We start from the raw sequence: 22252 nt of genomic DNA on the forward strand, positions 1-22252 counted from the left end.
ATACACTTCTCTCTATGCGCGAGCATGAGAGCGACGACAAGCTGCCTGCCGGGCTCGACCAGCTCTGGGCCCGGCTCGACCGGCCCGCGCCCGAGCCGAGGACCGGGCTCAGCCTCGGCCGCATCGCGCGGGCGGCGGTGGAGCTGGCCGACGCGGGCGGGCTTGAGGCGGTGTCGATGGCGAGGGTGGCCGAGCGGCTCGGGTTCACCACGATGTCGCTCTACCGGCACGTCAAGAGCAAGAACGAGCTCCTGCTGCTGATGCTGGACTCGGTCGCGACCCTGCCACCGGACCTGACCGCGCCCGGTTCCGCTCCCGCGCCAGGTCCTTCGCCCGCGCCAGGTCCTTCGCCCGCGCCAGGTCCTTCGCCCGCGCCCGGCCCTTCGCCCGCGCCCGGCCCTTCGCCTGCGGGGCCGGCCTCGGATGGGTCCGCGCCTGCGGGCCGGACTCCAGCCGGGTCCGCTCCCGTGGGGCCAGACCGGGCCGGGTCCGGACCGGCGGGCCTGGACCCATCGGGTGGCGGGCCGGAAGGGCTGAATGCGTCGGACGTCGGGTCTGAGGGGCTGGGCTTGGGGTGGCGGGGCGGGCTGGAGCGGTGGTGCAGGGCGCAGTGGGAGATGCTGCGCGCTCACGCCTGGATCGTGCACCTGCCCATCACCGGGCCGCCCATCACGCCCAACCAGCTCGCGTGGACCGACCGCGCCCTGGCCGTCCTGCGCGGCACCGGGCTCACCGAGAGCGACAAGGCCGGCGTGGTGCTGCTGGTCGCCAACTACATGCACACCGCCGCCAGGCTGGCCACCGACCTCGGCCAGGCCGCGTCGGGGGAGTCGATCGCCGCCTACAGCGCGCTGCTCGGCTCGCTGGCCGACGCGCGGCGCTTCCCCGCCCTGCGTACGGCGGTGGACGCGGGCGCGTTCGACTACCCGGCGGAGCTGCCCGAGGAGGAGCGGCGCTTCGACTACACGTTCGGCCTGGACCGGATCCTGGACGGGGTGGAGGTGCTGATCAGGTCACGCGTGGAAGAGACCGGCTGACCCCGCAGCGCCTCCGGGCCTCCGGGTCTTCGGGCCTCCTGGCCCGGAAGCTTCCGGGAGTTCCCGGACAGCCCCTTCGGCCTCTCCGGCCCCCCGGGCCCCGGCCTCCCCGGCCCCCGCCTTCGCGGTGTTGCGTCTTCGGGGTCCTCGCGGCCTTGATCGTCTTCGGGGGATCCCTTCTGGTCAGGTCAGGGCGTCGAGTGCGCGGTCCACGTCGTCGGCGGTGGTGTAGACGTGGAAGCTGGCGCGTACCCGGCCCGCTCGCACGGCCGCCCGAATCCCCGCCGCGGCGAGCCGCTCCCCGGGGGCGTCCACGGAGACGATGGCGCTGTCGGCGGGATCGAGCCCGAGTCCGGTCCTGAAGCGGTTGGCCAGGCCGACGTCGTGGTCGCGGATCCGTTCGATGCCGATCTCGTTGAGCAGTTCGATGGCGGGGGCGGCGCCGACGAAGCAGAACCACGCCGGTGACAGGTCGAACGCGCGGGCGTCGTCCGCCAGGCGCAGCGGCGGGCCGTAGTAGGAGCCGCCCTCGTCGGCTCCGCCGTACCAGTTGGCGGCCAGGGGGCGCATGCGCTCACGCAGGCGGGGCGACAGGTAGCCGAAGGCGGCGCCGCGCGGCGCCATGAGCCACTTGTACGCGGCGCAGGCCAGCGCGTCGATGCCCGCGACGCTGACGGGCAGCCAGCCACAGGCCTGCGAGGCGTCGGCGATGACGAGGGCGTCGTGGGCCCGGGCGGCGGCCACGATGTCGCGCAGCGGGGCGACCTCACCGGTGGCGGACTGGACGAGGCTGAAGGCGACGGCGTCGGTACGGCCGGTGATGGCGTCGGCGAGCCGGTCGGCGGGGACGGTCTCGACGTCCGCCGCCACGGCCCACGGGAACAGGTTGCTGGTGAACTCGATCTCCGGCACCAAGACGCGGGCGCCCGGCGGGAGCGCGGTGGCCACCGTGGACATGATCTGGGAGACGGTGGAGCTGATGGTCACATCCGCGGCCGACGCGCCGACCAGGCGGGCGAACGCGGCGCGGGAACGGCCCACGGCGGCGTCCCAGGGTTTCCAGTCGCTGCTGCCGTGCCGCCACTCGGTCAGGACGGTTTGCAGCTCTTCGAAGGCGTGACGTGGGGGAAGGCCGTAGGAGGCGGTGTTGAGCCAGCCGGGGTCGGCGTCCCAGAGCTTGGCCGCCGTGGCGATGTCCATGACCTCAGCCTAAGAGCCCGCCTGACGCCCGTCAGATCCGGGAAGCGGCGTGCCCGGCGTACCGAGAGAGCTGTGGCGGTTCAAGGGCGGCGGAGTGCTCCGGCCGCCGACGCTCCGCGACGGCTTACTCGTCACGGTGGATGCCGGCGGAACGGCGTACGGACTCGACACCGCCAACGGCATGCTCAGCGAACTCCGTCCGCTCGGCGCGCCCGCCGCCGCGGACGGCCTGGTGTACGTCATCTTTCAGGACCTGGGCGAACCATCGTTCCCCGGCGATCGCCCGCAAGCCGTCCTCCACGCCGTCGGCACCGCCACCGGCGCCGCTGTCTGGAGCCGCCCGCTCGACCACGACCAGTACACCGAGGAGGTCAACCCCGTGCTGCCGGGGGACGGCGTGCTGTACGTCCGGACAGCCGACTGCTCGATCGTGGCGCTGGGAGCTTGACGGCAGCCGGCCGGGCGGAGGCCAGGCCGTCCATCAGGTTTGAGGGCGATCCTCCCGATGGCCTCCCCCATGAGACTCGTCATGGCTACTTTCAGTAGTCTTGACGCTACATAGAGTTACAGCAAGGGTGGGCTGAGACGTCACTGCTCGTCGTTTCACCCGAAAGGAGCTGTCATGCCAGCAGACCCGACGCCCGCCGCCGAACACATCGTCTCCATCGCCGTGCGCGTCCGCACCGCCGGAGCCGACCCCGACGGCACACCGGGTAGCGTCCACCACGGCCAGGGTCACGTCCACCTGGGGATCGCCGGACGCGAGTTCGCGCTTGAGCGGGACGACCTCAACGGCTTCCAGCAGCACGCCGACGACACCTACGTCTTCGGCGCCGGCGCCAACGTGTGCAGGCCGGACTGGAACGACCCCCGCCACCCGCCCCGCGATCTCGACGATCTGCGCCGCCACCCGGTCTACCTGCGCTTCATCCCGCCGCCGGACTCTCTCGGCGACGACTGGCACCTGGATCGCGTCGACGTCACGGTGACCAAGGCCGGGGGCGGGACGCTCTCGTACGTGGCGCTGCCCGGCGAGCCCTCGCTCTGGCTCGGCTACGAGTCCGGCCTGACCGTCTACCTCGACCGGTGCGGCCCGCACCCCGTCTCACCTGGGTAAAAACCGGCTAACACGACAGAAACCAATAAGTTATGTCTAAACGCCTATTGACATAACTAATCGCCGCAACCAGTATTTTGGCATGTCAGAACGTGACCAACTGCTCCATGTGCAGATCCGCACGGCGCTGGAGGCACGTATCCGAACCGGCCAGTGGGGACCGGGTACCCGGATCCCCACCGAGGTCGAGCTCTGCGAGGAGTTCGGGGTCTCGCGCATCACCGTGCAGCGGGCCCTGCGCGACCTCGCCGACGCCGGGCTCATCGTCCGCTTCCGCAAGCGCGGCAGCTTCGTCGCCCAGGCCGTCGGCCAGCACAACCTCCTGCGGTTCACCGGCCTGCTGATCCAGGGACCGGAGACGCACGGGGACCATGAGGTCGTCTCCGCGCAGGTGCTGCCCGCGCGGGCGGCACGCCTGCGGCTGCCGGGCGTGCCGGACGAGGAGGCGGTCGTCCAGATGGAGCGCCACAAACTGGGCGCGGACGGCCACGTGATGAACACCGAGCTGCACGTGCTGCCTTTCCGGCTCGCACCCGACCTGCTCGACCAGCCGTTAGGACCCCTGACCACCCATGCCTACCTGCGCGATCGCGGGATCGAGCTGGTACGGGCCAGGCTCTACGTGGAGCCGTACGCACTGAGCGAGGACGAGGCGACGCTGTTCGGCCTGCCGGCCGGCACGCCCGTCTTCCGATGGACACGCGAGACCTGGACCCGCCGCGGAGAGATCGCGGAGATGCTCGAAGAGATCGTTCCGCCGAGGACGGAGCGCTTTTACGTGGAGACCGACCTGAGCGGCACCTCCGACCACAGCTGAGCCGTACCCCGGCATGGGCGGCGCCGGCCGCCGGCCCCGCCATGCCGTCAAAAAGGGCCAGCACCTCATAACGCCCGGACCTCCCCCAGCCATGCCCCGGACCTCCCCAGCCAGGTCCAGAAGGAGCGGACCCATGACCTCTGTCGCCGTCATCGGCACCGGCACCGTCGGTTCGATGGCCCTGTGGCGGCTGGCCGCGCGCGGCATCCCCGCGACCGGCTTCGACGCCTACGCCCCCGGCCACGACCGGGGCGCGGCCGGCGGCGAGACGCGCATCTTCCGCACCGCCTACAAGGAGGGCCCCGCGTACGTGCCGCTGCTGCGCGAGGCCCGCACCCTGTGGGAGGAGCTGGAGCGGAGCGCGGGACGCCGCCTGCTGACCCCGGTCGGCGGCGTCACGGTCGGCCCGCGCGACCACCCCAAGGTCCGTGCGGTGCTGGCCGCCGCCCGCGCCTGCGACCTGGACGTCGAGGTCCTGACCGGCCAGGACGCCCGGGATCGCGTACCCGAGCATCCCCTGCGCGACGGCGAGGTGATGGTCGTCGACCACGAGGCCGGCTACCTGCGGCCCGAGCCGTCCGTCGGCGCCGCCGCGGCCGCCGCCGAGCGGGCGGGCGCGCGCATCGCCCGCTACACCCCGGTCAGGCAGGTACGCCCGGACGCCACCGGCGTGACCGTCGTGGCCGAGGACGGCGAGCACCGCTTCACCCACGCCGTGCTGGCCCCGGGCCCCTGGGCCGCCGGGCTGCTCCCCGAGCCCGTCGCCGGGCTGCTCACCACGAAGGCCATCACCTCGACCTGGTTCCCGCGCCGCGAGGAGAGCCTGTTCGACCCCGGCCGCTGCCCGATCGCGATCCGCGTGGGGGAGCCCGCCTACTCCTGCTTCCCCTCGGTGGACGGCGTCGGCGTCAAGGTCAACCTGCACGTGCCGTGGCAGCCCGTCGCGTCGCCCGAGTCGCTGCCCCGCAGCGTGCCCGTCGCCTACATCGCGCAGGTCGCCGAGGCGGTGACCGCGACGCTGCCCGGATTGCGGCCCGATCCGGTGCGGGTGGCGACGTACTGCGACGCGTTCACCCCCGACGGCCACGGCCTGCTCGGCAGGCAGGGCCGCCTCGTGCTCGCCGCCGCGTTCAGCGGGCACGGGTTCAAGCTCGCCCCAGTCTTCGGCGACATCGTCGCCGACCTGGTCGAGACCGGCGCAACCGCGCGGGAGATCGACCATCTAGCCCCGAATCGCCCCCTTCGGAGGTCGCCATGACACCCAGACCGCTGACCGCCGGGCTCCTCGCCGGAGTCCTCTGCCTCACCGCCTGCGGCGCGCCCACCCCGTCCGCCGCTCCGAACGCGCTGGTCATCGCCGGGTACGGCGGCTCGTACGAGGAGGCGTTCAAGCAGTCGGTCATCCCCGGCTTCGAGAAGACCTGCTCCTGCAAGGTCAGCTACATCGCCGGCAGCTCCACCGACACGGTGGCCAAGCTGAAGGCCCAGCAGGGCGCCCCGCAGATCGACGTCGCGCTCATCGACGACGGCGTGCAGAACCAGGCGGTGCAGGCGGGGCTGCTGGCCAAGCTCGACCCCAAGACCGTCACGAACCTGGCCAACGTGATCGACATCGCCCGGCTCCCCGACGACGTCGGCGTCGGCTTCTCGCTGAACGCCACCGGCATCGCCTACAACACCGACTACTACGCCAAGAACGGCCTGCCCGCGCCCAGGAAGCTGGCCGACCTGGAGCACGCCAAGCTCAAGGGCAAGCTGGTCATGCCATCCATCACCCAGACGTACGGCCTGGGCGCGCTGCTGATCGCGGCCAAGGTCGGCGGCGGCTCCGAGTCGGCCATCGACCCGGGCTTCGCGGGGATCAAGAAGGTGGCCGCGAACGCGGTCACGTTCGACACCACGGCGGACGTGTCCAACTACTTCCTGCAGGGCCAGGCGGTGGCCACGGTCTGGGGCAACTCGCGGGTGCAGATGCTGGCCAAGAAGGGCTTCCCGATCAAGTTCGTCTATCCGGAGGAAGGCGCGCTGCCGCTGATCGCCACCGTCAACGTGGTGAACAAGGCGCCGCACGCCGACCTGGCGCAGAAGTTCGTCAACACGCTGCTCGAACCGGCCGCGCAGCGGGCGATGGCCGAGTCCAACTACAACGGCCCCACCGTCAAGGGCGTCACGCTCGACCCCGCGCTCGCCGAGCAGGTGGTCGGCCAGGACCGCGCCGCCGAGCTGCGCAAGCTCGACTGGGCGCTGATCAACAAGAACCGTTCCGCCTGGACGGATCGCTGGAACAAGGAGATCGAGACCGCATGAGAAGGCTGCTCGCCGCGGCGCTGGCCCTGATCGGGCTGACGGCCTGCGCCCCGCCCTCACCGACCGCCTCGGCGGGCAAGCTCGTGGTAGCCGGGTACGGAGGCTCGTACCAGCAGGCCTTCGAGCAGGCCGTGCTGCCCGGCTTCGAGAAGACGTGCGGGTGCGAGGTGACCTACATCGCCGGCAGCTCCACCGACACGGTGGCCAAGCTGAAGGCGCAGCAGAACGCGCCGCAGATCGACGTCGCGCTCATCGACGACGGCCCGCAGGCCCAGGCCGCCCAGCTCGGCCTGCTGGCCAAGCTCGACCCGAAGACCGTCACCCGCCTGGACAAGGTGGAGAAGGTCGCCAGGCTGAGCGGCGACGTGGGCGTCGGTTTCGCGATGACCGCCACCGGGCTCGCCTACAACAGCGACTGGTACGCCAAGAACGGCCTGCCCGCGCCCAAGAGCCTGGCCGACCTGGCCGACCCGAAGCTCAAGGGCAAGGTCGTCCTCCCGTCGATCAGCAACACCTACGGCGTCGGCGCGCTGATGCTCGCGGCCCGCGCGGGCGGCGGCTCGGAGTCGGCCATCGACCCCGGCTTCGCGGGGATCAAGAAGGTGGCCGCGAACGCGTTCACGTTCGACACCACGGCGGACGTGTCCAACTACTTCCTGCAGGGACAGGCGGTCGCCTCGGTCTGGGGCGGATCGCGGGTGGAGACGCTGGCGGACAAGAACTTCCCGATCAAGTTCGTGTATCCGGCGGAGGGCGCGATCCCGCTGCTGGCCACCGCGAACGTGGTGAACAAGGCGCCGCACGCCGACCTGGCGCAGAAGTTCGTCAACGCGCTGCTGGAGCCGGCCATCCAGCAGAAGCTGGCCGCCGAGGGCTACGACGGGCCGACGGTGTCGGACGCCACGCTCGACGCCGCGCTGGCCGCGCGGGTGGTCGGCTCGAAGCAGGCGGCCGGCATGAAGGCGCTGGACTGGGCCGCCGTCAACGGCGAGCGCGCCGCTTGGACCGACCGGTGGACGAAGGAGGTTGAGCGCTCATGAGCATCTCGGCGACCGGCACGACCGAGGCCCCCGCCGAGCAGGCGGTCCGGCGCGGCCGGCTGCGCCTGGACGGCGTGCGCAAGGTGCTGGGCGGCAAGGAGGTCGTCTCGGCGGTGGACCTGGAGACCGAGCCCGGCGAGTTCCTCACGCTGCTCGGCCCGTCCGGCTGCGGCAAGACGACCACCCTGAACATGGTCGCCGGCCACCTGGGCACCGACGGCGGCGTGATCGAGGTGGACGGCAGGGACATCACCGGCACGCCGCCGCACCGCCGTTCGATGGGCATGGTCTTCCAGTCCTACGCCCTGTTCCCGCACATGACGATCGCCGAGAACGTGGCCTTCGGGCTGCGGATGCGCAAGGTCGGCGCGGCGGAGCGGAACCGGCAGGTGGCCGAGGTGCTGGAGCTGGTCGGCCTGGACGGCATGGCGGGGCGGCAGCCGCGCCAGCTCTCCGGCGGGCAGCAGCAGCGCGCCGCGCTGGCCAGGGCCCTGGTCATCCAGCCCGACCTGCTGCTGCTCGACGAGCCGTTCTCCAACCTCGACGCCCAGCTGCGCGTACGGCTGCGCGAGGAGGTCGTCTCCCTGCAGCGCCGGATCGGCACCACCACCATCCTGGTCACGCACGACCAGGAGGAGGCGCTGGCCGTCTCCGACCGGATCGCGGTCATGGCCGACGGCGTCATCCACCAGCTCGACCGGCCGCAGGAGATCTACCTGCGGCCCGCCACCGACTTCGTGGCCCAGTTCATCGGCGAGGTCAACGCCCTCGACGGACTCGCCGCGGAGCCGGCTGCCGAAGGATTCGCCTGTGAGGTGGCGGGCGCGGTCGTGGCCGCCACCCCGGCGGGCGATCCGCCGGCCAAGGGCGCGGCGGTGCGGGTCTACGTACGCCCTGAGGTGGTGCGCGTCCATCCGGCGGCCGAGTCCGCGGGCGGGCTGCCCGGCACCGTGCGGGAGACCCGGTTCCTGGGCGCGCGCATCCGGTGCGTGGTGGCCACCCCGGCCGGCGAGGTGACGGCGGCGCTGCCGTTCGACGCGCGGGTGCCCGCGGAAGGGGAGGAGGTGACCTGCTCATGGCGGCCGTCGGACGCCTCGCTCGCGGCCCGCTGAGCCGCCCCCGCTGGCGGACGGGCCTGCTGCTGGCGCTGCCCGCCATCGCGATCTTCGCCCTGCTGTTCGTCGCGCCGCTGTTCACGCTGGTGGCCAACAGCTTCAGGACGCAGGCGGGCGCGTTCACGTTCGACAACTACGTCCGCTTCCTCGGCGACCCGTTCTACCGGGACGTGCTGTGGAACACGCTGAAGGTCGCCGCGCTCACCACGGTCGGCTGCCTGCTCGTGGGCTACCCGTTCGCGCTCTACATGCGCGGCCGCTCGCCGCGCACGCGCAACTGGCTGTCGCTGCTGCTGCTGTCGCCGCTGCTGATCAGCATGGTCATCCGCGCGTACGGCTGGCTGGTCGTGCTCGGGCCGAACGGTCCCGTCGCCGGGGTGATCAAGTGGTTCGGCCTGACGCCGCCGCAACTCCTGTACAACGACACGGCCGTGCTCATCGGCATGGTCCACGTGATGCTGGCGTACATGGTGCTGCCGCTGATGGGCAGCCTGGACCGGATCGACCCGACCCTCGTGCCGGCCGCGAAGGGGCTCGGCGCGCCGGGCTGGACCTGCTTCTGGCGGATCACGCTGCCGCTGTCGGCGCCCGGCATGCTGGCCGGGGCGATGATCGTGTTCAGCCTGACCGCCTCCAGCTTCGTCACCCCGGCGATCCTCGGCGGCCCGAAGGTGAAGCTCATGCCCTACTTCGTCTACACGCAGGCCACGACCACGCTGGACTGGCCGTACGCGGCCGCGATCGGGTTCGTCCTGGTCGTGGTCACGACCGGGCTGCTGCTCGGCTACTCGCGCCTGCTGCGCAGGGGCAACGGGGATGTGGTGTTCGGATGACCAGGCTGACCCGGGTGCTCGGCGCGGCGTTCGCGGTGCTGGTCGGGGCGTTCCTGATCGCGCCCGTGGTGGTGACCGTGGCCTCCTCGCTCACCACCACCTCCTATGTGACGTTCCCGCCGCAGGGGATCACGCTGCGCTGGTACGCCGAGGTGTTCCAGAAGCCGGAGTTCCTGTCGTCGTTCGGGCTGAGCGTCGTGGTCGCGGTGGCGGCGGCGGCCATCTCCGCCGTGGTGGGGCTGGCCGGCGGGCTGGCCATCCACCGCTACCGCTTCCCCGGCAGGGGCGTGCTGGAGGCGGTGCTGTCCAGCGCGTTCGCGGTGCCGACGATCGTGCTGGGCATCGGGCTGCTGCAGTGGTTCGCGCAGATGGGGCTGGCCTCCAGCCCGTTCACGCTGCTGCTGGCCCATCTGGTGCTGACCGTCCCCTACGCGGTGCGGCTGGTGCTGTCCGGGCTCGCGGGCCTGGACCGCTCGGCGGAGAAGGCCGCGGCCGGGCTCGGCGCCGCGCCGTTCCTGGTGTTCTGGCACGTGACGCTGCCCGCCGTGCGCGGGGCGCTGATCGGCGGCGCGTTCTTCGCCTTCATCACCTCCTTCGACGACCTGACGGTCGCGCTGTTCGTGGTCACCACCGACCTGCAGACGCTGCCCGTACGGATCTTCAACTACATGCAGTACGACTACGACCCCACGGTCACCGCCATCGGCACCCTGATGGTGCTGTTCGCCGTGGTCGCGGTCGTCGTCATCGAGCGTTTCGTCGGCGTGGCCAAGCTGTTCGGCGCCGACCAGGACCATAAGTGACAGGACCAGAAATGACAGGAGCGAATGTGCGAGTCGTCGTCATCGGTGCGGGGGTCGTCGGATCCGCGGTCGCGGCCGGGCTCACCCGGCGCGGCGCGCAGGTCACCATCCTCGAAGCACGTCATCCCGGGTACGGCACCTCGTCCACGTCCGTCGCGTGGATCAACGCCAACAACAAGACGCCCCAGGAGTATTTCGCCCTGAACCACGCCGCCGTCTGGGCGCACCACCAGCTCCCCGGCGACTGGTTCTTCCCCACGGGCAACCTCGAGTACGCGGCCACCGCCGAGCACCGGGAGCTGCTCGAAGCCCGCGTCGAGCGCCTGATCGGCATGGGTTACCCGGTGGAGCGCGTGACCGCGCGGCGCGCGCTGGCCCTGGAGCCCGACCTGATCCCCCCGCCGCCCGGCACCGAGTACGTGTTCTTCCCCGTCGAGGCGTACGTCCAGCCGATCAGGCTGCTCGGCCGGCTGCTCGGCGAGGCCCTCGACGGCGGGGCGGAGCTGGAGTGCGGGGCCGAGGTCACCGCGATCGAGACCTCGGAGTCGGGCGTGAAGGTGACGCTGGCCGACGGGCGCACGTTCGCCGGCGACGTGGTCGTCACCTGCGCGGGACGCTGGACGGAGGGCGTCGCGGCGCTGGCCGGGGCGCAGGTCCCCATGCTGGACCCGGCCGTGTCCGGCACGGTCACCAACGGGTTCCTGGTCACCACGGGCCCGGTGCCCGCCCGGCTGTCCCGCGTGCTCACCACCGCCGGGCTCAACCTGCGCCCGGACGGCGGCGGCCGGCTGCTGCTGCAGTCCCTGCACCTGGACGGCCGGGCCGACCCGGCGGCCCCGGTGCCCGGCGACGTGCTGGCGGAGATGCTGCGCCTGCTGCCCGGTGTCCTGCGCGGCACCGACGGCGCCACGGTCGAGCGGGCCGTCGTGGGCCAGCGGGCGATGCCCGGCGACGGGCTCACCGTGGCCGGCTTCGCCGACGCGGACCGGCGGGTGTACACCGTGGCCACGCACAGCGGGGTGACGCTGGCTCCGCTGCTGATGGGGGAGGTGGCGGGCGAGGTGTTCGGCGAGGAGTCGGCGCTGCTGGCGCCGTTCAGGCCGGGCAGGTTCGCTGAGGGCACAGCCGGTCCCGCGCCGACCCCGGCCCGCCGCCCCGGCCAGCAGTAACCCCGGGGCGCCAGAGTCCGGGCCCCGGTTTGCCGTTCCGGCGCCGGCGGGCGTTGACTCTTGGGGTGACGAACTCCAAGATCTTCAAGACGTTCGACTTCGGCGCGGGAGAGCTGCCGGAGAACATCGTGGTTCTGGCGGACGGCACGGTGTGCGCGACGCTGCTGGTCGCGGGCACCGTCTGGCTGTCCGGCGGCGGGCAGGAGCGGGTGGCGCCGGCCCAGACCGGCGCCCTCGCCGTCGGGCTCGCCGCGGACTCCGCCGACCGCCTCTACGCCGCGGTGCGCAGCGAGGACGGCGACGTGACGGGAATCTGGCGGCGCGCGGAGCCGGGCCGCTGGGCCAGGTTCGCCGCCGCAGAAGCCGGGGCGGGGCTCAACGGCATCACCTTCGCCGAGGACGGCACCCTGTTCGCGGCCGACTCCGAGCGCGGCGAGATCCTCTGCTGTCCCCCCGGCCAGGACACGCTGCGGCGCTGGCTCGCCGACGAGCGCCTGACGCCGACCTCACCGGACGACCCGGTGTCCGCCACGGGCGTGAACGGGCTCAAGGTCTGGGACGGCGACCTGTGGGCGACCAACACGGCGCGGGGCACGATCCTGCGCATCGGCCTCGACGAGGGCCGTCCGGGTGAGATCACGCAGGTCCACGACGGCCTGCCCGCCGACGACTTCGCCTTCGACTCCGCGGGCGCCCTCTACGCGGCCGTCCATCCCCGCGACACCGTCCTGCGCATCGCCCCCGACGGCGTCCGCACGGTGCTCGCCACCGCCGCCGACGGCCTCGACGGCCCGAGCGCGCTCGCCGTCGCCGGAGACGGGCTCCTGGTGACGTGCCTCGGCATGCTCGGCTCCCGGCACCAGCCCTCGATCGTCCACCTCGCCCTGGACGTGGCCGCCCCCGCTCTGCCGCGCCCGCGGATGCCCGCTTGAACGGATATGTGCAACCCATGGGTTGCGTCTAAGGGGGTCGATGTGCAACCCTGGAGTTGCACGAAGCCACGACAAGTGAAGGAGAAACCTCATGAGCGAGGACCGGATCGAGCGCGAGACCCTCATCTCGGCCAGCCTGGAGCGGGTCTGGTCGCTGGTGGCCCAGCCCGGGTTCTGGGTGGCCGACAAGGCGAGCCTGCCCGGTACCGTGGCCAGGGAGGGCGAAACCCTGGTGGCGAAGAACTCCGAGCACGGCGACTTCCCGGTGCGCGTGGAGAAGGTCCGGCCGCCGACGTATCTGTCCTACCGCTGGACCAGCGCGTTCCCCGGTGAGGAGCTGCGCGAGGACAACAGCACCCTCGTGGAGTTCACGCTGACCCAGGAAGGCGACCGGACGCGGCTGCGCGTCGTCGAGAGCGGGTTCGCGGCGCTGGCCGGGTCCGACGAGCTGCGCAGCTCGAACAAGAAGGACCACACCGAGGGCTGGCCCCTGGAGCTGGACGCGCTCAAGACGCGCGCCGAACAGCCGGCCGCGTGACGGACGAGCCCCGCGGCGCCGCCGACGCGGTGGACGGCGTGCTGGTCGCGCTGGCCGACCCGACGCGCCGTCAGCTCCTCGACCTGCTCGCCGCGCAGGGCGAGGCCACCGCGACGACGCTGGCCGAGCGGCTGCCCGTCTCGCGGCAGGCGGTGGTCAAGCACCTCGCCGTCCTGGACGCCGCCGGGCTGGTCACCGGCGGCCGGGTCGGGCGCGAGGTGCGGTACGCGGTGCGGCCGGCGGCGCTGGACGCGACGGCGCGGTGGATGGCCGCGCTCGCGTCCGACTGGGACCGGCGATTGGCGGCCATCAAGCGGATCGCCGAAGCGGCGGAGCGGGACGCGCTGTGACACTTCGCGGCCCGTCTCCGCCCCGGCTTATTAAGATACAGTACAGCTCTGTATAGTAATCGGTCATGACAGGCAAACGGGTTCCCGCCGCGGGCGCGTACGTGCTCGGCTTCCACGAGATCGACCACACCCACCTTCCCCTCGTCGGCGGCAAGGGGGCGAACCTCGGCGAGCTGGCCGCCGTCGAGGACGTGCGGGTGCCGCCCGGCTTCTGCGTCACGACCGAGGCCTACCGGGCGGTCGTGGAGGCCGACGCGTCGATCGCGGCGCTGATGGACGGGCTGTCCGGGCTGCGCGCCGGCGACCGTACGGAGATCGCCGAGGCGGCCGCCCGCCTCAGGGCGGCCGTCGAGAAGCTGCCCGTGCCGGAGGCGATCGAGCGGGAGATCCTGCGGCATCTCGGCGAGCTCGGCGACGTGCCCTGCGCGGTGCGCTCCAGCGCCACCGCCGAGGACCTGCCCTCCAGCTCCTTCGCCGGCCAGCAGGACACCTACCTGAACGTGCGCGGCCCGGAGGCGGTGCTGGACGGCGTGCGGCGGTGCTGGGCGTCGCTGTTCACCGACCGGGCCGTGGCCTACCGCATCCGCGGCGGCTTCGGCCACCGGTCCGTGCGCGTGGCCGTGGTCGTGCAGCGGATGGTCTTCCCGGACGCGGCGGGGATCATGTTCACCGCCGACCCGGTCACGGGCAACCGCCGGGTCGTCTCGATCGACGCCGGGTTCGGCCTGGGGGAGGCGTTCGTCTCCGGGCTGGTGAACGCCGACAACTACCACGTCCGCGACGGCCGCGTCATCGCCAGGAACGTCGTCATCCAGACCAAGGAGCTGCGCCCGGCCCCGGGCGGCGGCACCGAGGAACGGGAGCTCGAGCCCGCGCGGCGGCACGCCCAGACCCTGGCCGACGACCGGATCCTGCGCCTCGAACGGCTCGGGCGGCGGATCGAGCGCCATTTCGGCCGCCCGCAGGACATCGAATGGGGCCTGGTCGGCGACGAGTTCCAGGTGCTGCAGAGCCGCCCGATCACCACGCTCTACCCGGTGCCCGAGTCGGCCGACGGCAAGAACCACGTCTACATCTCCTACGGGCACCGCCAGATGATGACCGACGCGTTCACCCCGCTCGGCCTGTCGTTCTTCGCCCTGCTGCACGACCGGCTGGGCCGTACGGCGGGCACGGTGGCCGGGAGCCGGTTCTACAAGGACGTCTCGCATGAGCTCGCCTCCCCGATGGCTCGGGCGGTCACCCTCAAGAGTCTCGGCCAGGTCGATGTCCTGATGTCCGCCGCGCTGCGCACCGTGCTGACCAGGAAGGACTTCGTGCGCGGCCTGGCCCGCGGCAAGACCGCGCTGCTGGATCTCGGGGAGGGCGGGCTGCTGCCGATGGCCCGCCAGTACCTGCGCATGTCCAGGAACGACGACGCCGGTGCCGTGCCCGAGCTGATCGCGCAGAACGAGGCGACGGTCGAGGAGCTGCGGCGGGGGCTGGCCGGCAAGGAGGGGGAGGCGCTGTTCGCGTACGTGCTGGAGGACCACGACGTGCTGGCGCGCCTGACGTTCGACCCGCGCAGCGTGGCGGCGGCGTTCGTCGGCATCCAGGCGGTGAACTGGGTCAACAAGCACATGAAGGCGTGGCTCGGCGTCCAGAACGCGGCGGACGCCGTCGCCCAGTCCGCCGACCACAACGTGGTGGCCTCGATGGGGCTGGACCTGCTGGACGTCGCCGACGTGATCCGGCCGTACCCGGCCGTGGCGGAGCATCTCGAACGGGCCGGGCGCGAGACGTTCCTGACGGGGCTCGACGCGCTGGAGGGCGGCCCGGCGGCCCGGCGCGCGATCGAGGACTACCTGGCGGCCTACGGGATGCACTGCTCGGGCGACATCGACATCACCAGGACCCGGTGGAGCGAGGATCCCACGCTGCTCGCCCCGCTCCTGCTCGCGAACGTCAGGAACTTCGCGCCGGGGGAGCGGGCCCGCAAGGTGGAGCGGGGCCGCGCCGAGGCCGAGCGCACGATCGCCGGCCTGCTGGCCCGGATCCGCGAGCTGCCGGGCGGCGCGCGCAAGGCCAGGAAGGCGGCCCGCCGGATGAGCCTGGTCCGCCACTTCATCGGCTACCGCGAGTACTCCAAGCACGCCCTGCTCCAGCGCTACGAGCTGTACAAGCGGGCGCTGCGCGCCGAGGCCGGCCGGCTGGCCGGGCGCGGAGTGATCGAGCATCCGCAGGACGTGTACTTCCTGTCGGTCGAGGAGTTCAGGGACGCGGTCCGCACCGGGCGGCTCGACCGGGCCGTCGTGGCGGCGCGGCGGGAGGCGTACGAGCAGGACAGGAAGCTGACCCCGCCGCGGGTCATCACGTCCGAGGGCGAGACCGTCTCCGGCGAGTACGACACCGGCGCCCTGCCGGAAGGGGCGCTGGCCGGTGTCGCGGTGTCGGGGGGCGTGGTCGAGGGCCGGGCCAGGGTCGTGCTCAGCATGGAGGACGCGGTCGTCGAGGAGGGCGACATCCTCGTCACCGTCTTCACCGATCCGAGCTGGTCGCCGCTGTTCGTCTCGGTGAAGGGCGTCGTGATGGAGGTCGGCGGCGTGATGACGCACGGCGCCGTGGTGGCCAGGGAATACGGCCTGCCGTCGGTCGTCGGCGTGCAGGACGCCACCCGCCGCATCCCGGACGGCCGGCGCATCCGGGTGAACGGCACGGAAGGCTACGTGGAGCTGCTGCAGGACTCCTGACCTCGTACGCGGCGGGCGGTTCCGGTGATCCGGGGCCGCCCGCTTCCGCATGCCCGCTCGCCCCGGCCGGACAGGGCTCGCGGACGGCACGGAGACACTCCCTTGACAGATGCTGACTTTACTATCAAATTAGGCAAGGCTTACCTAACTGCACTATTCGGGGAGGACTTGCCGCCATGGACGGGATCGACGGCAGAACCGCCTTGGTGACCGGCGCGGCCCAGGGCATCGGGGCGGCGTCCGGGACCTGGCCGCCGCCGATCCGGCCGGGCGGTGTGACTCCCCCTGCCCGTGGTGACCGTACTCCCGGAGTGGCCGTACTGATGGAGCGGCCGACGTGACCCGTCAGACCATGCCGCTGACCGGGGCCCAGGCCGGGATCTGGTTCGCCCAGCGCCTGGATCCCGGCAACCCCGTCTACAACCTCGCCGGCCGCATCGACATCCACGGCCGCCTGGACACGGCCGTGTTCGAGCGCGCCCTGGAGCGCTGCCTGGCCGAGGCCGAGCCGCTGCGGCTGCGCTTCACCGAGGAGCCCGCCCAGTACCTGCGCGAGTACGACTCGCTGCGCGGCTGCCTCACGGTGCTCGACCTGCGCGCGGAACAGGACCCCGGGGCCGCGGCCGGCGCCTGGATGCGGGCCGACCTGCGTACCCCCGTGGACGTGGTCACCGGCCTGCTGTCCTGTCACGCGCTGCTGCGGCTGGCCGACGACCATGTGGTCTGGTACCTGCGCGCGCACCACATCCTCATCGACGCCTGCGCCCTGTCGATGCTGGTCGGGCGGGTGGCGGAGATCTACACGGCGCTGGCCGACGGGGTGACGCCGGGCGCGGGGCCGTTCGGCTCGATGGAGCCGGTGCTGGCCGAGGAGGAGGCGTACCGGGCCTCGGAACGGTACGGGCGCGACCGTTCGTACTGGCTGGAGCGGCTGGCCGGCGCGCCGGCGGGGACGGCCGTGATGTCCGCCGGCGAGGTCGTACGGCGGCGCGAACCACTCCCCGGCACCGCGCACTGGGACGCGCTCGCCCGCGAAACCCGCGCGACCTGGGCCGACGTGGCCGCCGCCGGGCTGGCCTGCTACCTGGGACGGCTCACCGGCGCCACCGACGTGCTGATCGGCCTGCCACTGACGAACCGGCCGGGCGCCGCCCTGCGGGTGCCGTGCCTGACGCTCAACGTGCTGCCGGTCCGGCTCGACGTGCGGCCCGCGTGCCCACTCGGGGACGTGGTCCGCGACGCCGCCCGCGCGATCGCGGGGGCCCGCCGTCACGGCCGCTACCGGATCGAGGACCTGCGCCGTGACCTGGGGCTGGCGGGGACGCCGCGGGCGCTGTTCGGGCCGCTGCTCGACATCAAGCCGTTCCCGTCGGAGGTCAAGTTCGGGAACGCGCGCGGCGCGGTCACCGACCTCGCGGCGGGGCCGGTGGACGATCTGGCGGTGACGCTGCTCCTGGACGGGGACCGGCTCACCCTCGAACTCGACGGGAACGCGGCCCGCTACCCGGGCGACACGCTGGCGCGGCACGCCGCGCGGCTGGCCCGCCTCCTCGCCGAGCTGGCCACCGTCCCGCCGGACACGCCGATCGGCCGCCTGCCCCTCCTGGCCCCCGACGACCACGCCTCCCTCCCCGCCCCACCCGCGCCGTCCCTGCCCGCCCCCCTCGCCGGCCCCGCTGCCGGCCCGGCTGTCGGCCCGGCTGTCGGCCCCGCTGTCGGCCGGGCGCCGGCGAACGCGGCGGAGAGCGCCATGTGCGACCTGTTCGCCGAGGTGCTGGCGATCCCGGCGGCCGGCCCCGAGGACTCCTTCTTCGACCTCGGCGGCCACTCCCTGCTGGCGGCGCGGCTGGCGGTCAGGGTCAGGGAGACGTTCGGCCAGGGCCTGCCCATCACCGCGATCTTCGACACGCCCACCCCCGCCGATCTGGTGACCAGGCTCGGCGCCACCGCCGAGCCGCGCCCGCCGCTGCGCCCGCGCGCCAGGCCCGTCCCCATGCCGCTGTCGTCCGCGCAGGCCAGGCTCTGGTTCCTGTACCGGATCGAAGGCCCCAACCCCACCTGCAACATCCCCCTGTCCATCCGCCTGACAGGGCCGATCGACCGCGCCGCCCTGCGGGCCGCGCTCGACGACGTCGTCGCCAGGCACGAGATCCTGCGTACGGTCTTCCCCGAGTACGACGGCGTCCCCCACCAGCGCATCCTCGACCACGTACGCGTCGACCTCCCGGTCTGGCAGCCGGACGCCCCGGACGAGGCCATGCGGACGATCGCCCGCCGTGGCTTCGACCTGGCCGCCGAGCCGCCGTTCCGCGCCCACCTGCTGCGGATCGGCCCTCGCGAGCACACGCTCATGCTCGTCCTGCACCACATCGCGGGCGACGGCGGGTCGGCCGGGCCGCTCGTACGCGACCTGCTGGCCGCCTACGAATCCCGCAAGGCGGGCACCGCTCCCGTATTCGAGCCGCTGCCCGTCCAGTACGCCGACTACACGCTGTGGCAGCGTGACCTGCCCGCCACCGGCCTGGCGTACTGGCGTGAGACGCTCGCGGGCCTGCCGGACCAGCTTGAGCTGCCGTTCGACCGGCCGCGCCCCAGGGTGGCGAGCGGCGACGGCGGGACCGTGCCCGTCGCGCTGCCGCCCGAGCTGCTGGCCGCCGCGGAGTCGCTCGCCCGCCGCGCCGGCGCCGGCGTGTTCATGGTGCTGCACGCGGCGCTCGCGGCGCTGCTCACCCGGCTCGGCGCGGGCACCGACGTGCCGATCGGCACCCCCGTCGCGGGACGGGACGACAGCGCGCTGGACGACGCCGTCGGCCTTTTCGTCAACACGCTGGTGCTGCGGGCCGACACCTCGGGCGACCCGTCGTTCGCCGAGCTGCTCGACCGGGTCAAGGCGGCCGACCTGGCCGCGTTCGACCACGCGGAGCTGCCGTTCGACCGGCTCGTCGAGGCGCTGAACCCGCCCAGGGCGCGCAACAGGCACCCGCTCTTCCAGGTGATGCTGGTCCACCAGGACGCCCCCGGCCCCGCCGGGATCCGGGTCGTGCACGCGGGGACCGCCACGTTCGACCTCACGCTGAACCTCGGCCCCGACGGCACCGGCTTCCTCGAATACAGCCGGGACCTGTTCGACCGGGCGACGGCCCGCGCGCTGGTCAGGCGGCTGATCCTGCTGCTGGAGCAGGCCGTCGCCGACCCGGGCACGGCCGTGTCCCGCCTCGCCCTGCTGGAGCCCGGCGAGCGCCGTACCCTCATCGAGGAGTGGAACGGCGACCTGGTCAGCGAGCCGGGCCCGACCCTGCCGGACCTGTTCGAGGCGCAGGTCCGCAGCGCGCCCGAGGCGATCGCCGTCGGCGAGCTCACCTACGCCGAGCTGAACGCCCGCGCCAACCGGCTGGCGCACAAGCTCATCGCGTACGGCGCCCGCCCGGGCGCCATCGTCGCGCTGTCGCTGCCCCGCTCGCCGGACCTGGTGACGGCGCTGCTCGCGGTGCTCAAGGCGGGGGCGGCCTACCTGCCGCTCGACCCGTCCTGCCCGGCCGGCCTGATCGACCACATGGTCGCCGACGCCGGTCCCGTGTGCGTCGTGGACGAGAGCTGGCTGGACGACCTCGGCGCCTGGCTCGACCACGATCCCGAGCGGACGCTGCGGCCGGGCGACCCGGCGTACGTCATCTACACCTCGGGATCGACCGGCCGCCCCAAGGGGGTGCTGGTCACGCAGCACAACGTGGTGCGGCTGCTGTCGGCGACCGGCCACTGGTTCGGGTTCGGGCCTGACGACGTGTGGACGCTGTTCCACTCGTACGCGTTCGACTTCTCCGTGTGGGAGCTGTGGGGCGCGCTCCTGTACGGCGGGCGGCTCGTCGTGGTGCCCCACGAGGTGAGCAGATCCCCTCAGGACACCCTCGACCTGCTGGAACGCGAGGGCGTCACCGTGCTCAACCAGACGCCGTCGGCCTTCCACCGGCTCGCCGCCGCCGACGACGGCCGCCACCTGGCCCTGCGGTACGTCGTCTTCGGCGGCGAGGCGCTCGAACCCGCGCGGCTGGCCGCCTGGCGGGCCCGCAGACCGGAGACGCCCAGCCTGGTCAACATGTACGGGATCACCGAGACCACCGTGCACGTCACCCACCAGGTGCTGGGGGACGGCGCGGAGCAGGGCAGCCCGATCGGGCACGGCATCCCCGACCTGCGCGTCTACGTGCTGGACGACGCGCTGCAGCCGGTTCCCGCCGGGGTGGCGGGCGAGCTGTACGTGGCCGGCGACGGCCTGGCCCGCGGCTACCTCGGACGGCCGGGGCCGAGCGCGGAACGGTTCGTCGCCGATCCCTTCGGCCGGCCGGGGACGCGCATGTACCGCTCAGGCGACCTGGCCAGATGGCGGCCCGACGGCACCCTGGACTACCTGGGGCGGGCCGACCAGCAGGTCAGGGTGCGCGGGTTCCGCATCGAGCCCGGCGAGATCGAGGCGGCGCTGCTGCGCCACCCGTCGGTCGCCCAGGCCGCGGTGATCGTCCGAGAGGACCGGCCCGGAGACGAACGCCTGACCGCCTACGTCGTCCCGGCGCCGGACGCCGCACCGCACGCCGCACCGGATTCTGGGCCGGACGCCGCGCCGGATTCTGGGCCGGATTCTGGGCCGGACGCCGGAGCGCCTGGAGGGCTGCTCGACGTGGGCGAATTGCGGGCGTTCGCGAGCAGCTCCCTGCCCGGCTACCTGGTGCCCGCCGCCGTCGTCGAGGTCCCCGGGCTGCCGCTGACCGTCAACGGCAAGCTCGACCGCGGCGCGCTCCCGGCGCCCGCCGCGCCCGCGAGTGCGGGCCGGCTGCCGGACGGGCCGCGCGAGGAGACGCTGTGCGCGCTGTTCGCCGAAGTGCTCGGCCTGCCCAGGGCAGGCGTGGACGACGGCTTCTTCGACCTCGGCGGCCACTCCCTGCTCGCGGTACGGCTCGTCGCCCGGATCAAGGAGGTGCTGGGCGCGGAGGTGACCATCGGCGCCCTGTTCGAGGCCCCCACCCCCGCCGGCCTGGCCGCGCTGGTCGGGGGCGGCGCCCGGGTGGACCCGCTCAAGGTGCTCCTCCCGCTGCGCGAGCAGGGGTCGGCGGCTCCGCTGTTCTGTGTCCACCCCGCGGGCGGGCTGAGCTGGTGCTACACCGGCCTGATCCGGCACGTACCCGGCCGCCCGATCTACGGCCTGCAAGCGCGGCGCGACCGGCTGCCGACGTCGCTGCGCAAACTGGCCGCCGACTACGTGGCCCAGCTCAGGCTGGTCCAGCCGCACGGCCCCTACCACCTGCTCGGCTGGTCGGCCGGCGGCATCATCGCGCAGGAGATGGCGGTGCAGCTCCGGCTGGCCGGGCAGCGGGTGGCGCTGCTGGCGATCCTGGACGCGTACCCGGCCGAGAGCCTGCGCGGCCTGCCGCCGTCCGGCGAGGCGGAGGCGCTGGCGGCGCTGCTCACGATGGGCGGCCTCGGGCCCGGCGCCGCGCTGACGCTGGAGCGCGTGGCCGAGATCCTGCGCCGCGAGGCCGGCCCGCTGGGCGGCCTGCCGGGCGCGACACTGGCCGAGCTCAAGGACCTCTCCCTCAACACCCATCATCTCGTACGCGCGCTCGACACCCGCGCGTACGACGGCGACGTGCTGTTCTTCCGCGCCACCGCCGACACGATCGACGACACGCCGACCGCCGCCGCCTGGCGGCCGCACGTCCTGGGCGCGATCGAGGAGCACGACGTGGCCTGCAGCCACAAGGACCTGACCCAGCCGGGACCGATCGCCGAGATCGGCGCGATCGTCGCGGCCCGGCTGCAGGAGCTCGACCGTAGTGAACCGACCGACGAACCCGACCGCGAGGAGCCGACCCCGTGAACCCCTTCGATGACCCTGACGGCGAATTCCTGGTGCTGGCCAACGACGAGGAACAGCACTCCATCTGGCCCTCCTTCGCCGCCGTGCCCGACGGCTGGGCGGTGCGCTTCGGACCGGACAGCCGACCGGCCTGCCTGGCCTACGTCGCCGCGCACTGGACCGACCTGACCCCACGCAGTCTGCGCGCATGAGCCCACTGAGATGTTGATCTACAATGTAAAGGCGGTCGCCGTCGTTCGTCACGTCATGAGCGACGGCGACGGGCCGGCGGCGCGACGGCACCCAGTCCGGAAGCACGAGGACCTTGACGCCGTGCTCGCCCCGGGCATCATCAACGGCCAGGGGATCGCCACCGCCAAAAAGGTCATGGCGGACTACGGCGGACAAGCTCCATGC

General features: G+C 72.9%; 19 protein-coding genes. 18 read left to right on the plus strand and 1 reads right to left on the minus strand.

Features of this window, described 5'->3' with window-relative positions:
* The first annotated feature begins 14 nt into the window (after nucleotides 1–14).
* Entirely contained in the window at nucleotides 15–1037 is a 1023-nt protein-coding gene (locus ABEA43_RS46190) for a TetR/AcrR family transcriptional regulator (RefSeq protein WP_345572433.1), read from the plus strand.
* Between the two features lie 183 nt (nucleotides 1038–1220).
* Here the strand turns inward: ABEA43_RS46190 and ABEA43_RS46195 are convergent, their stop codons facing one another.
* Nucleotides 1221–2237, minus strand: coding sequence for an aminotransferase class V-fold PLP-dependent enzyme (locus tag ABEA43_RS46195; protein WP_345572434.1), 1017 nt, complete (start codon nucleotides 2235–2237; stop codon nucleotides 1221–1223).
* Nucleotides 2238–2286: 49 nt separating this feature from the next.
* Here ABEA43_RS46195 and ABEA43_RS46200 point away from each other — a divergent pair, with 49 nt between their 5' ends.
* The 17 genes from ABEA43_RS46200 (at nucleotide 2287) to ABEA43_RS46280 (ending at nucleotide 22047) form a co-directional block, all read left to right on the plus strand.
* Nucleotides 2287–2685 carry a PQQ-binding-like beta-propeller repeat protein gene (locus ABEA43_RS46200; RefSeq protein WP_345572435.1) on the plus strand — a complete coding sequence of 133 codons (399 nt, stop codon included), beginning with the start codon at nucleotides 2287–2289 and terminating at the stop codon, nucleotides 2683–2685.
* 174 nt (nucleotides 2686–2859) lie between these two features.
* Nucleotides 2860–3354 (plus strand): hypothetical protein, encoded by a 495-nt coding sequence (locus ABEA43_RS46205; protein WP_345572436.1) that lies wholly within the window; start codon nucleotides 2860–2862, stop codon nucleotides 3352–3354.
* A gap of 82 nt (nucleotides 3355–3436) precedes the next feature.
* Nucleotides 3437–4171 (plus strand): GntR family transcriptional regulator, encoded by a 735-nt coding sequence (locus ABEA43_RS46210; protein ID WP_345572437.1) that lies wholly within the window; start codon nucleotides 3437–3439, stop codon nucleotides 4169–4171.
* A gap of 133 nt (nucleotides 4172–4304) precedes the next feature.
* Entirely contained in the window at nucleotides 4305–5429 is a 1125-nt protein-coding gene (gene solA / locus ABEA43_RS46215) for an N-methyl-L-tryptophan oxidase (protein ID WP_345572438.1), read from the plus strand.
* A complete protein-coding gene (locus ABEA43_RS46220) occupies nucleotides 5426–6478 on the plus strand; it encodes an ABC transporter substrate-binding protein (RefSeq protein ID WP_345572439.1) in 1053 nt (350 codons plus the stop codon). Before solA ends, ABEA43_RS46220 begins: the two co-directional genes overlap by 4 nt.
* Entirely contained in the window at nucleotides 6475–7518 is a 1044-nt protein-coding gene (locus tag ABEA43_RS46225; RefSeq protein ID WP_345572440.1) for an ABC transporter substrate-binding protein, read from the plus strand. Before ABEA43_RS46220 ends, ABEA43_RS46225 begins: the two co-directional genes overlap by 4 nt.
* A complete protein-coding gene (locus ABEA43_RS46230) occupies nucleotides 7515–8630 on the plus strand; it encodes an ABC transporter ATP-binding protein (protein ID WP_345572441.1) in 1116 nt (371 codons plus the stop codon). The genes ABEA43_RS46225 and ABEA43_RS46230 overlap by 4 nt, the downstream gene beginning before the upstream one ends.
* The gene (locus ABEA43_RS46235) at nucleotides 8594–9466 is read left to right on the plus strand and encodes an ABC transporter permease (RefSeq protein ID WP_345572442.1); all 873 of its coding nucleotides are present in this window, start codon (nucleotides 8594–8596) and stop codon (nucleotides 9464–9466) included. The genes ABEA43_RS46230 and ABEA43_RS46235 overlap by 37 nt, the downstream gene beginning before the upstream one ends.
* Nucleotides 9463–10269 carry an ABC transporter permease gene (locus ABEA43_RS46240; protein ID WP_345572443.1) on the plus strand — a complete coding sequence of 269 codons (807 nt, stop codon included), beginning with the start codon at nucleotides 9463–9465 and terminating at the stop codon, nucleotides 10267–10269. The genes ABEA43_RS46235 and ABEA43_RS46240 overlap by 4 nt, the downstream gene beginning before the upstream one ends.
* A 26-nt stretch (nucleotides 10270–10295) precedes the next feature.
* Entirely contained in the window at nucleotides 10296–11438 is a 1143-nt protein-coding gene (locus ABEA43_RS46245; RefSeq protein WP_345572444.1) for an NAD(P)/FAD-dependent oxidoreductase, read from the plus strand.
* A gap of 65 nt (nucleotides 11439–11503) precedes the next feature.
* Nucleotides 11504–12370, plus strand: a complete 867-nt coding sequence (locus ABEA43_RS46250) for an SMP-30/gluconolactonase/LRE family protein (protein ID WP_345572445.1) — start codon at nucleotides 11504–11506, stop codon at nucleotides 12368–12370.
* Nucleotides 12371–12461: 91 nt separating this feature from the next.
* Nucleotides 12462–12908 carry an SRPBCC domain-containing protein gene (locus tag ABEA43_RS46255; RefSeq protein ID WP_345572446.1) on the plus strand — a complete coding sequence of 149 codons (447 nt, stop codon included), beginning with the start codon at nucleotides 12462–12464 and terminating at the stop codon, nucleotides 12906–12908.
* Nucleotides 12905–13258, plus strand: coding sequence for an ArsR/SmtB family transcription factor (locus ABEA43_RS46260; protein ID WP_345572447.1), 354 nt, complete (start codon nucleotides 12905–12907; stop codon nucleotides 13256–13258). Before ABEA43_RS46255 ends, ABEA43_RS46260 begins: the two co-directional genes overlap by 4 nt.
* A 65-nt stretch (nucleotides 13259–13323) precedes the next feature.
* Nucleotides 13324–15987: a rifamycin-inactivating phosphotransferase gene (rph, locus tag ABEA43_RS46265; RefSeq protein ID WP_345572448.1), complete on the plus strand. Its 2664-nt coding sequence runs from the start codon at nucleotides 13324–13326 to the stop codon at nucleotides 15985–15987.
* 176 nt (nucleotides 15988–16163) lie between these two features.
* Nucleotides 16164–16328 (plus strand): hypothetical protein, encoded by a 165-nt coding sequence (locus ABEA43_RS46270; protein WP_345572449.1) that lies wholly within the window; start codon nucleotides 16164–16166, stop codon nucleotides 16326–16328.
* Nucleotides 16325–21856, plus strand: coding sequence for an amino acid adenylation domain-containing protein (locus ABEA43_RS46275; protein ID WP_345572450.1), 5532 nt, complete (start codon nucleotides 16325–16327; stop codon nucleotides 21854–21856). Before ABEA43_RS46270 ends, ABEA43_RS46275 begins: the two co-directional genes overlap by 4 nt.
* Complete coding sequence (locus ABEA43_RS46280; protein ID WP_345572451.1) at nucleotides 21853–22047, plus strand: MbtH family protein; 195 nt, start codon at nucleotides 21853–21855, stop codon at nucleotides 22045–22047. The genes ABEA43_RS46275 and ABEA43_RS46280 overlap by 4 nt, the downstream gene beginning before the upstream one ends.
* Nucleotides 22048–22252: the final 205 nt, after the last annotated feature.

Source organism: Nonomuraea rosea (assembly GCF_039539705.1).
Lineage (GTDB): Bacteria > Actinomycetota > Actinomycetes > Streptosporangiales > Streptosporangiaceae > Nonomuraea > Nonomuraea rosea.

Bases quoted from the DNA above. Each gene is read 5' to 3' on its own strand.
- ABEA43_RS46190 (WP_345572433.1), top strand. From the start codon at position 15: ATGCGCGAGCATGAGAGCGACGACAAGCTGCCTGCCGGGCTCGACCAG.
- ABEA43_RS46195 (WP_345572434.1), bottom strand. From the start codon at position 2,237: ATGGACATCGCCACGGCGGCCAAGCTCTGGGACGCCGACCCCGGCTGG.
- ABEA43_RS46205 (WP_345572436.1), top strand. From the start codon at position 2,860: ATGCCAGCAGACCCGACGCCCGCCGCCGAACACATCGTCTCCATCGCC.
- ABEA43_RS46210 (WP_345572437.1), top strand. From the start codon at position 3,437: ATGTCAGAACGTGACCAACTGCTCCATGTGCAGATCCGCACGGCGCTG.
- solA (WP_345572438.1), top strand. From the start codon at position 4,305: ATGACCTCTGTCGCCGTCATCGGCACCGGCACCGTCGGTTCGATGGCC.
- ABEA43_RS46220 (WP_345572439.1), top strand. From the start codon at position 5,426: ATGACACCCAGACCGCTGACCGCCGGGCTCCTCGCCGGAGTCCTCTGC.
- ABEA43_RS46225 (WP_345572440.1), top strand. From the start codon at position 6,475: ATGAGAAGGCTGCTCGCCGCGGCGCTGGCCCTGATCGGGCTGACGGCC.
- ABEA43_RS46230 (WP_345572441.1), top strand. From the start codon at position 7,515: ATGAGCATCTCGGCGACCGGCACGACCGAGGCCCCCGCCGAGCAGGCG.
- ABEA43_RS46235 (WP_345572442.1), top strand. From the start codon at position 8,594: ATGGCGGCCGTCGGACGCCTCGCTCGCGGCCCGCTGAGCCGCCCCCGC.
- ABEA43_RS46240 (WP_345572443.1), top strand. From the start codon at position 9,463: ATGACCAGGCTGACCCGGGTGCTCGGCGCGGCGTTCGCGGTGCTGGTC.
- ABEA43_RS46255 (WP_345572446.1), top strand. From the start codon at position 12,462: ATGAGCGAGGACCGGATCGAGCGCGAGACCCTCATCTCGGCCAGCCTG.
- rph (WP_345572448.1), top strand. From the start codon at position 13,324: ATGACAGGCAAACGGGTTCCCGCCGCGGGCGCGTACGTGCTCGGCTTC.
- ABEA43_RS46270 (WP_345572449.1), top strand. From the start codon at position 16,164: ATGGACGGGATCGACGGCAGAACCGCCTTGGTGACCGGCGCGGCCCAG.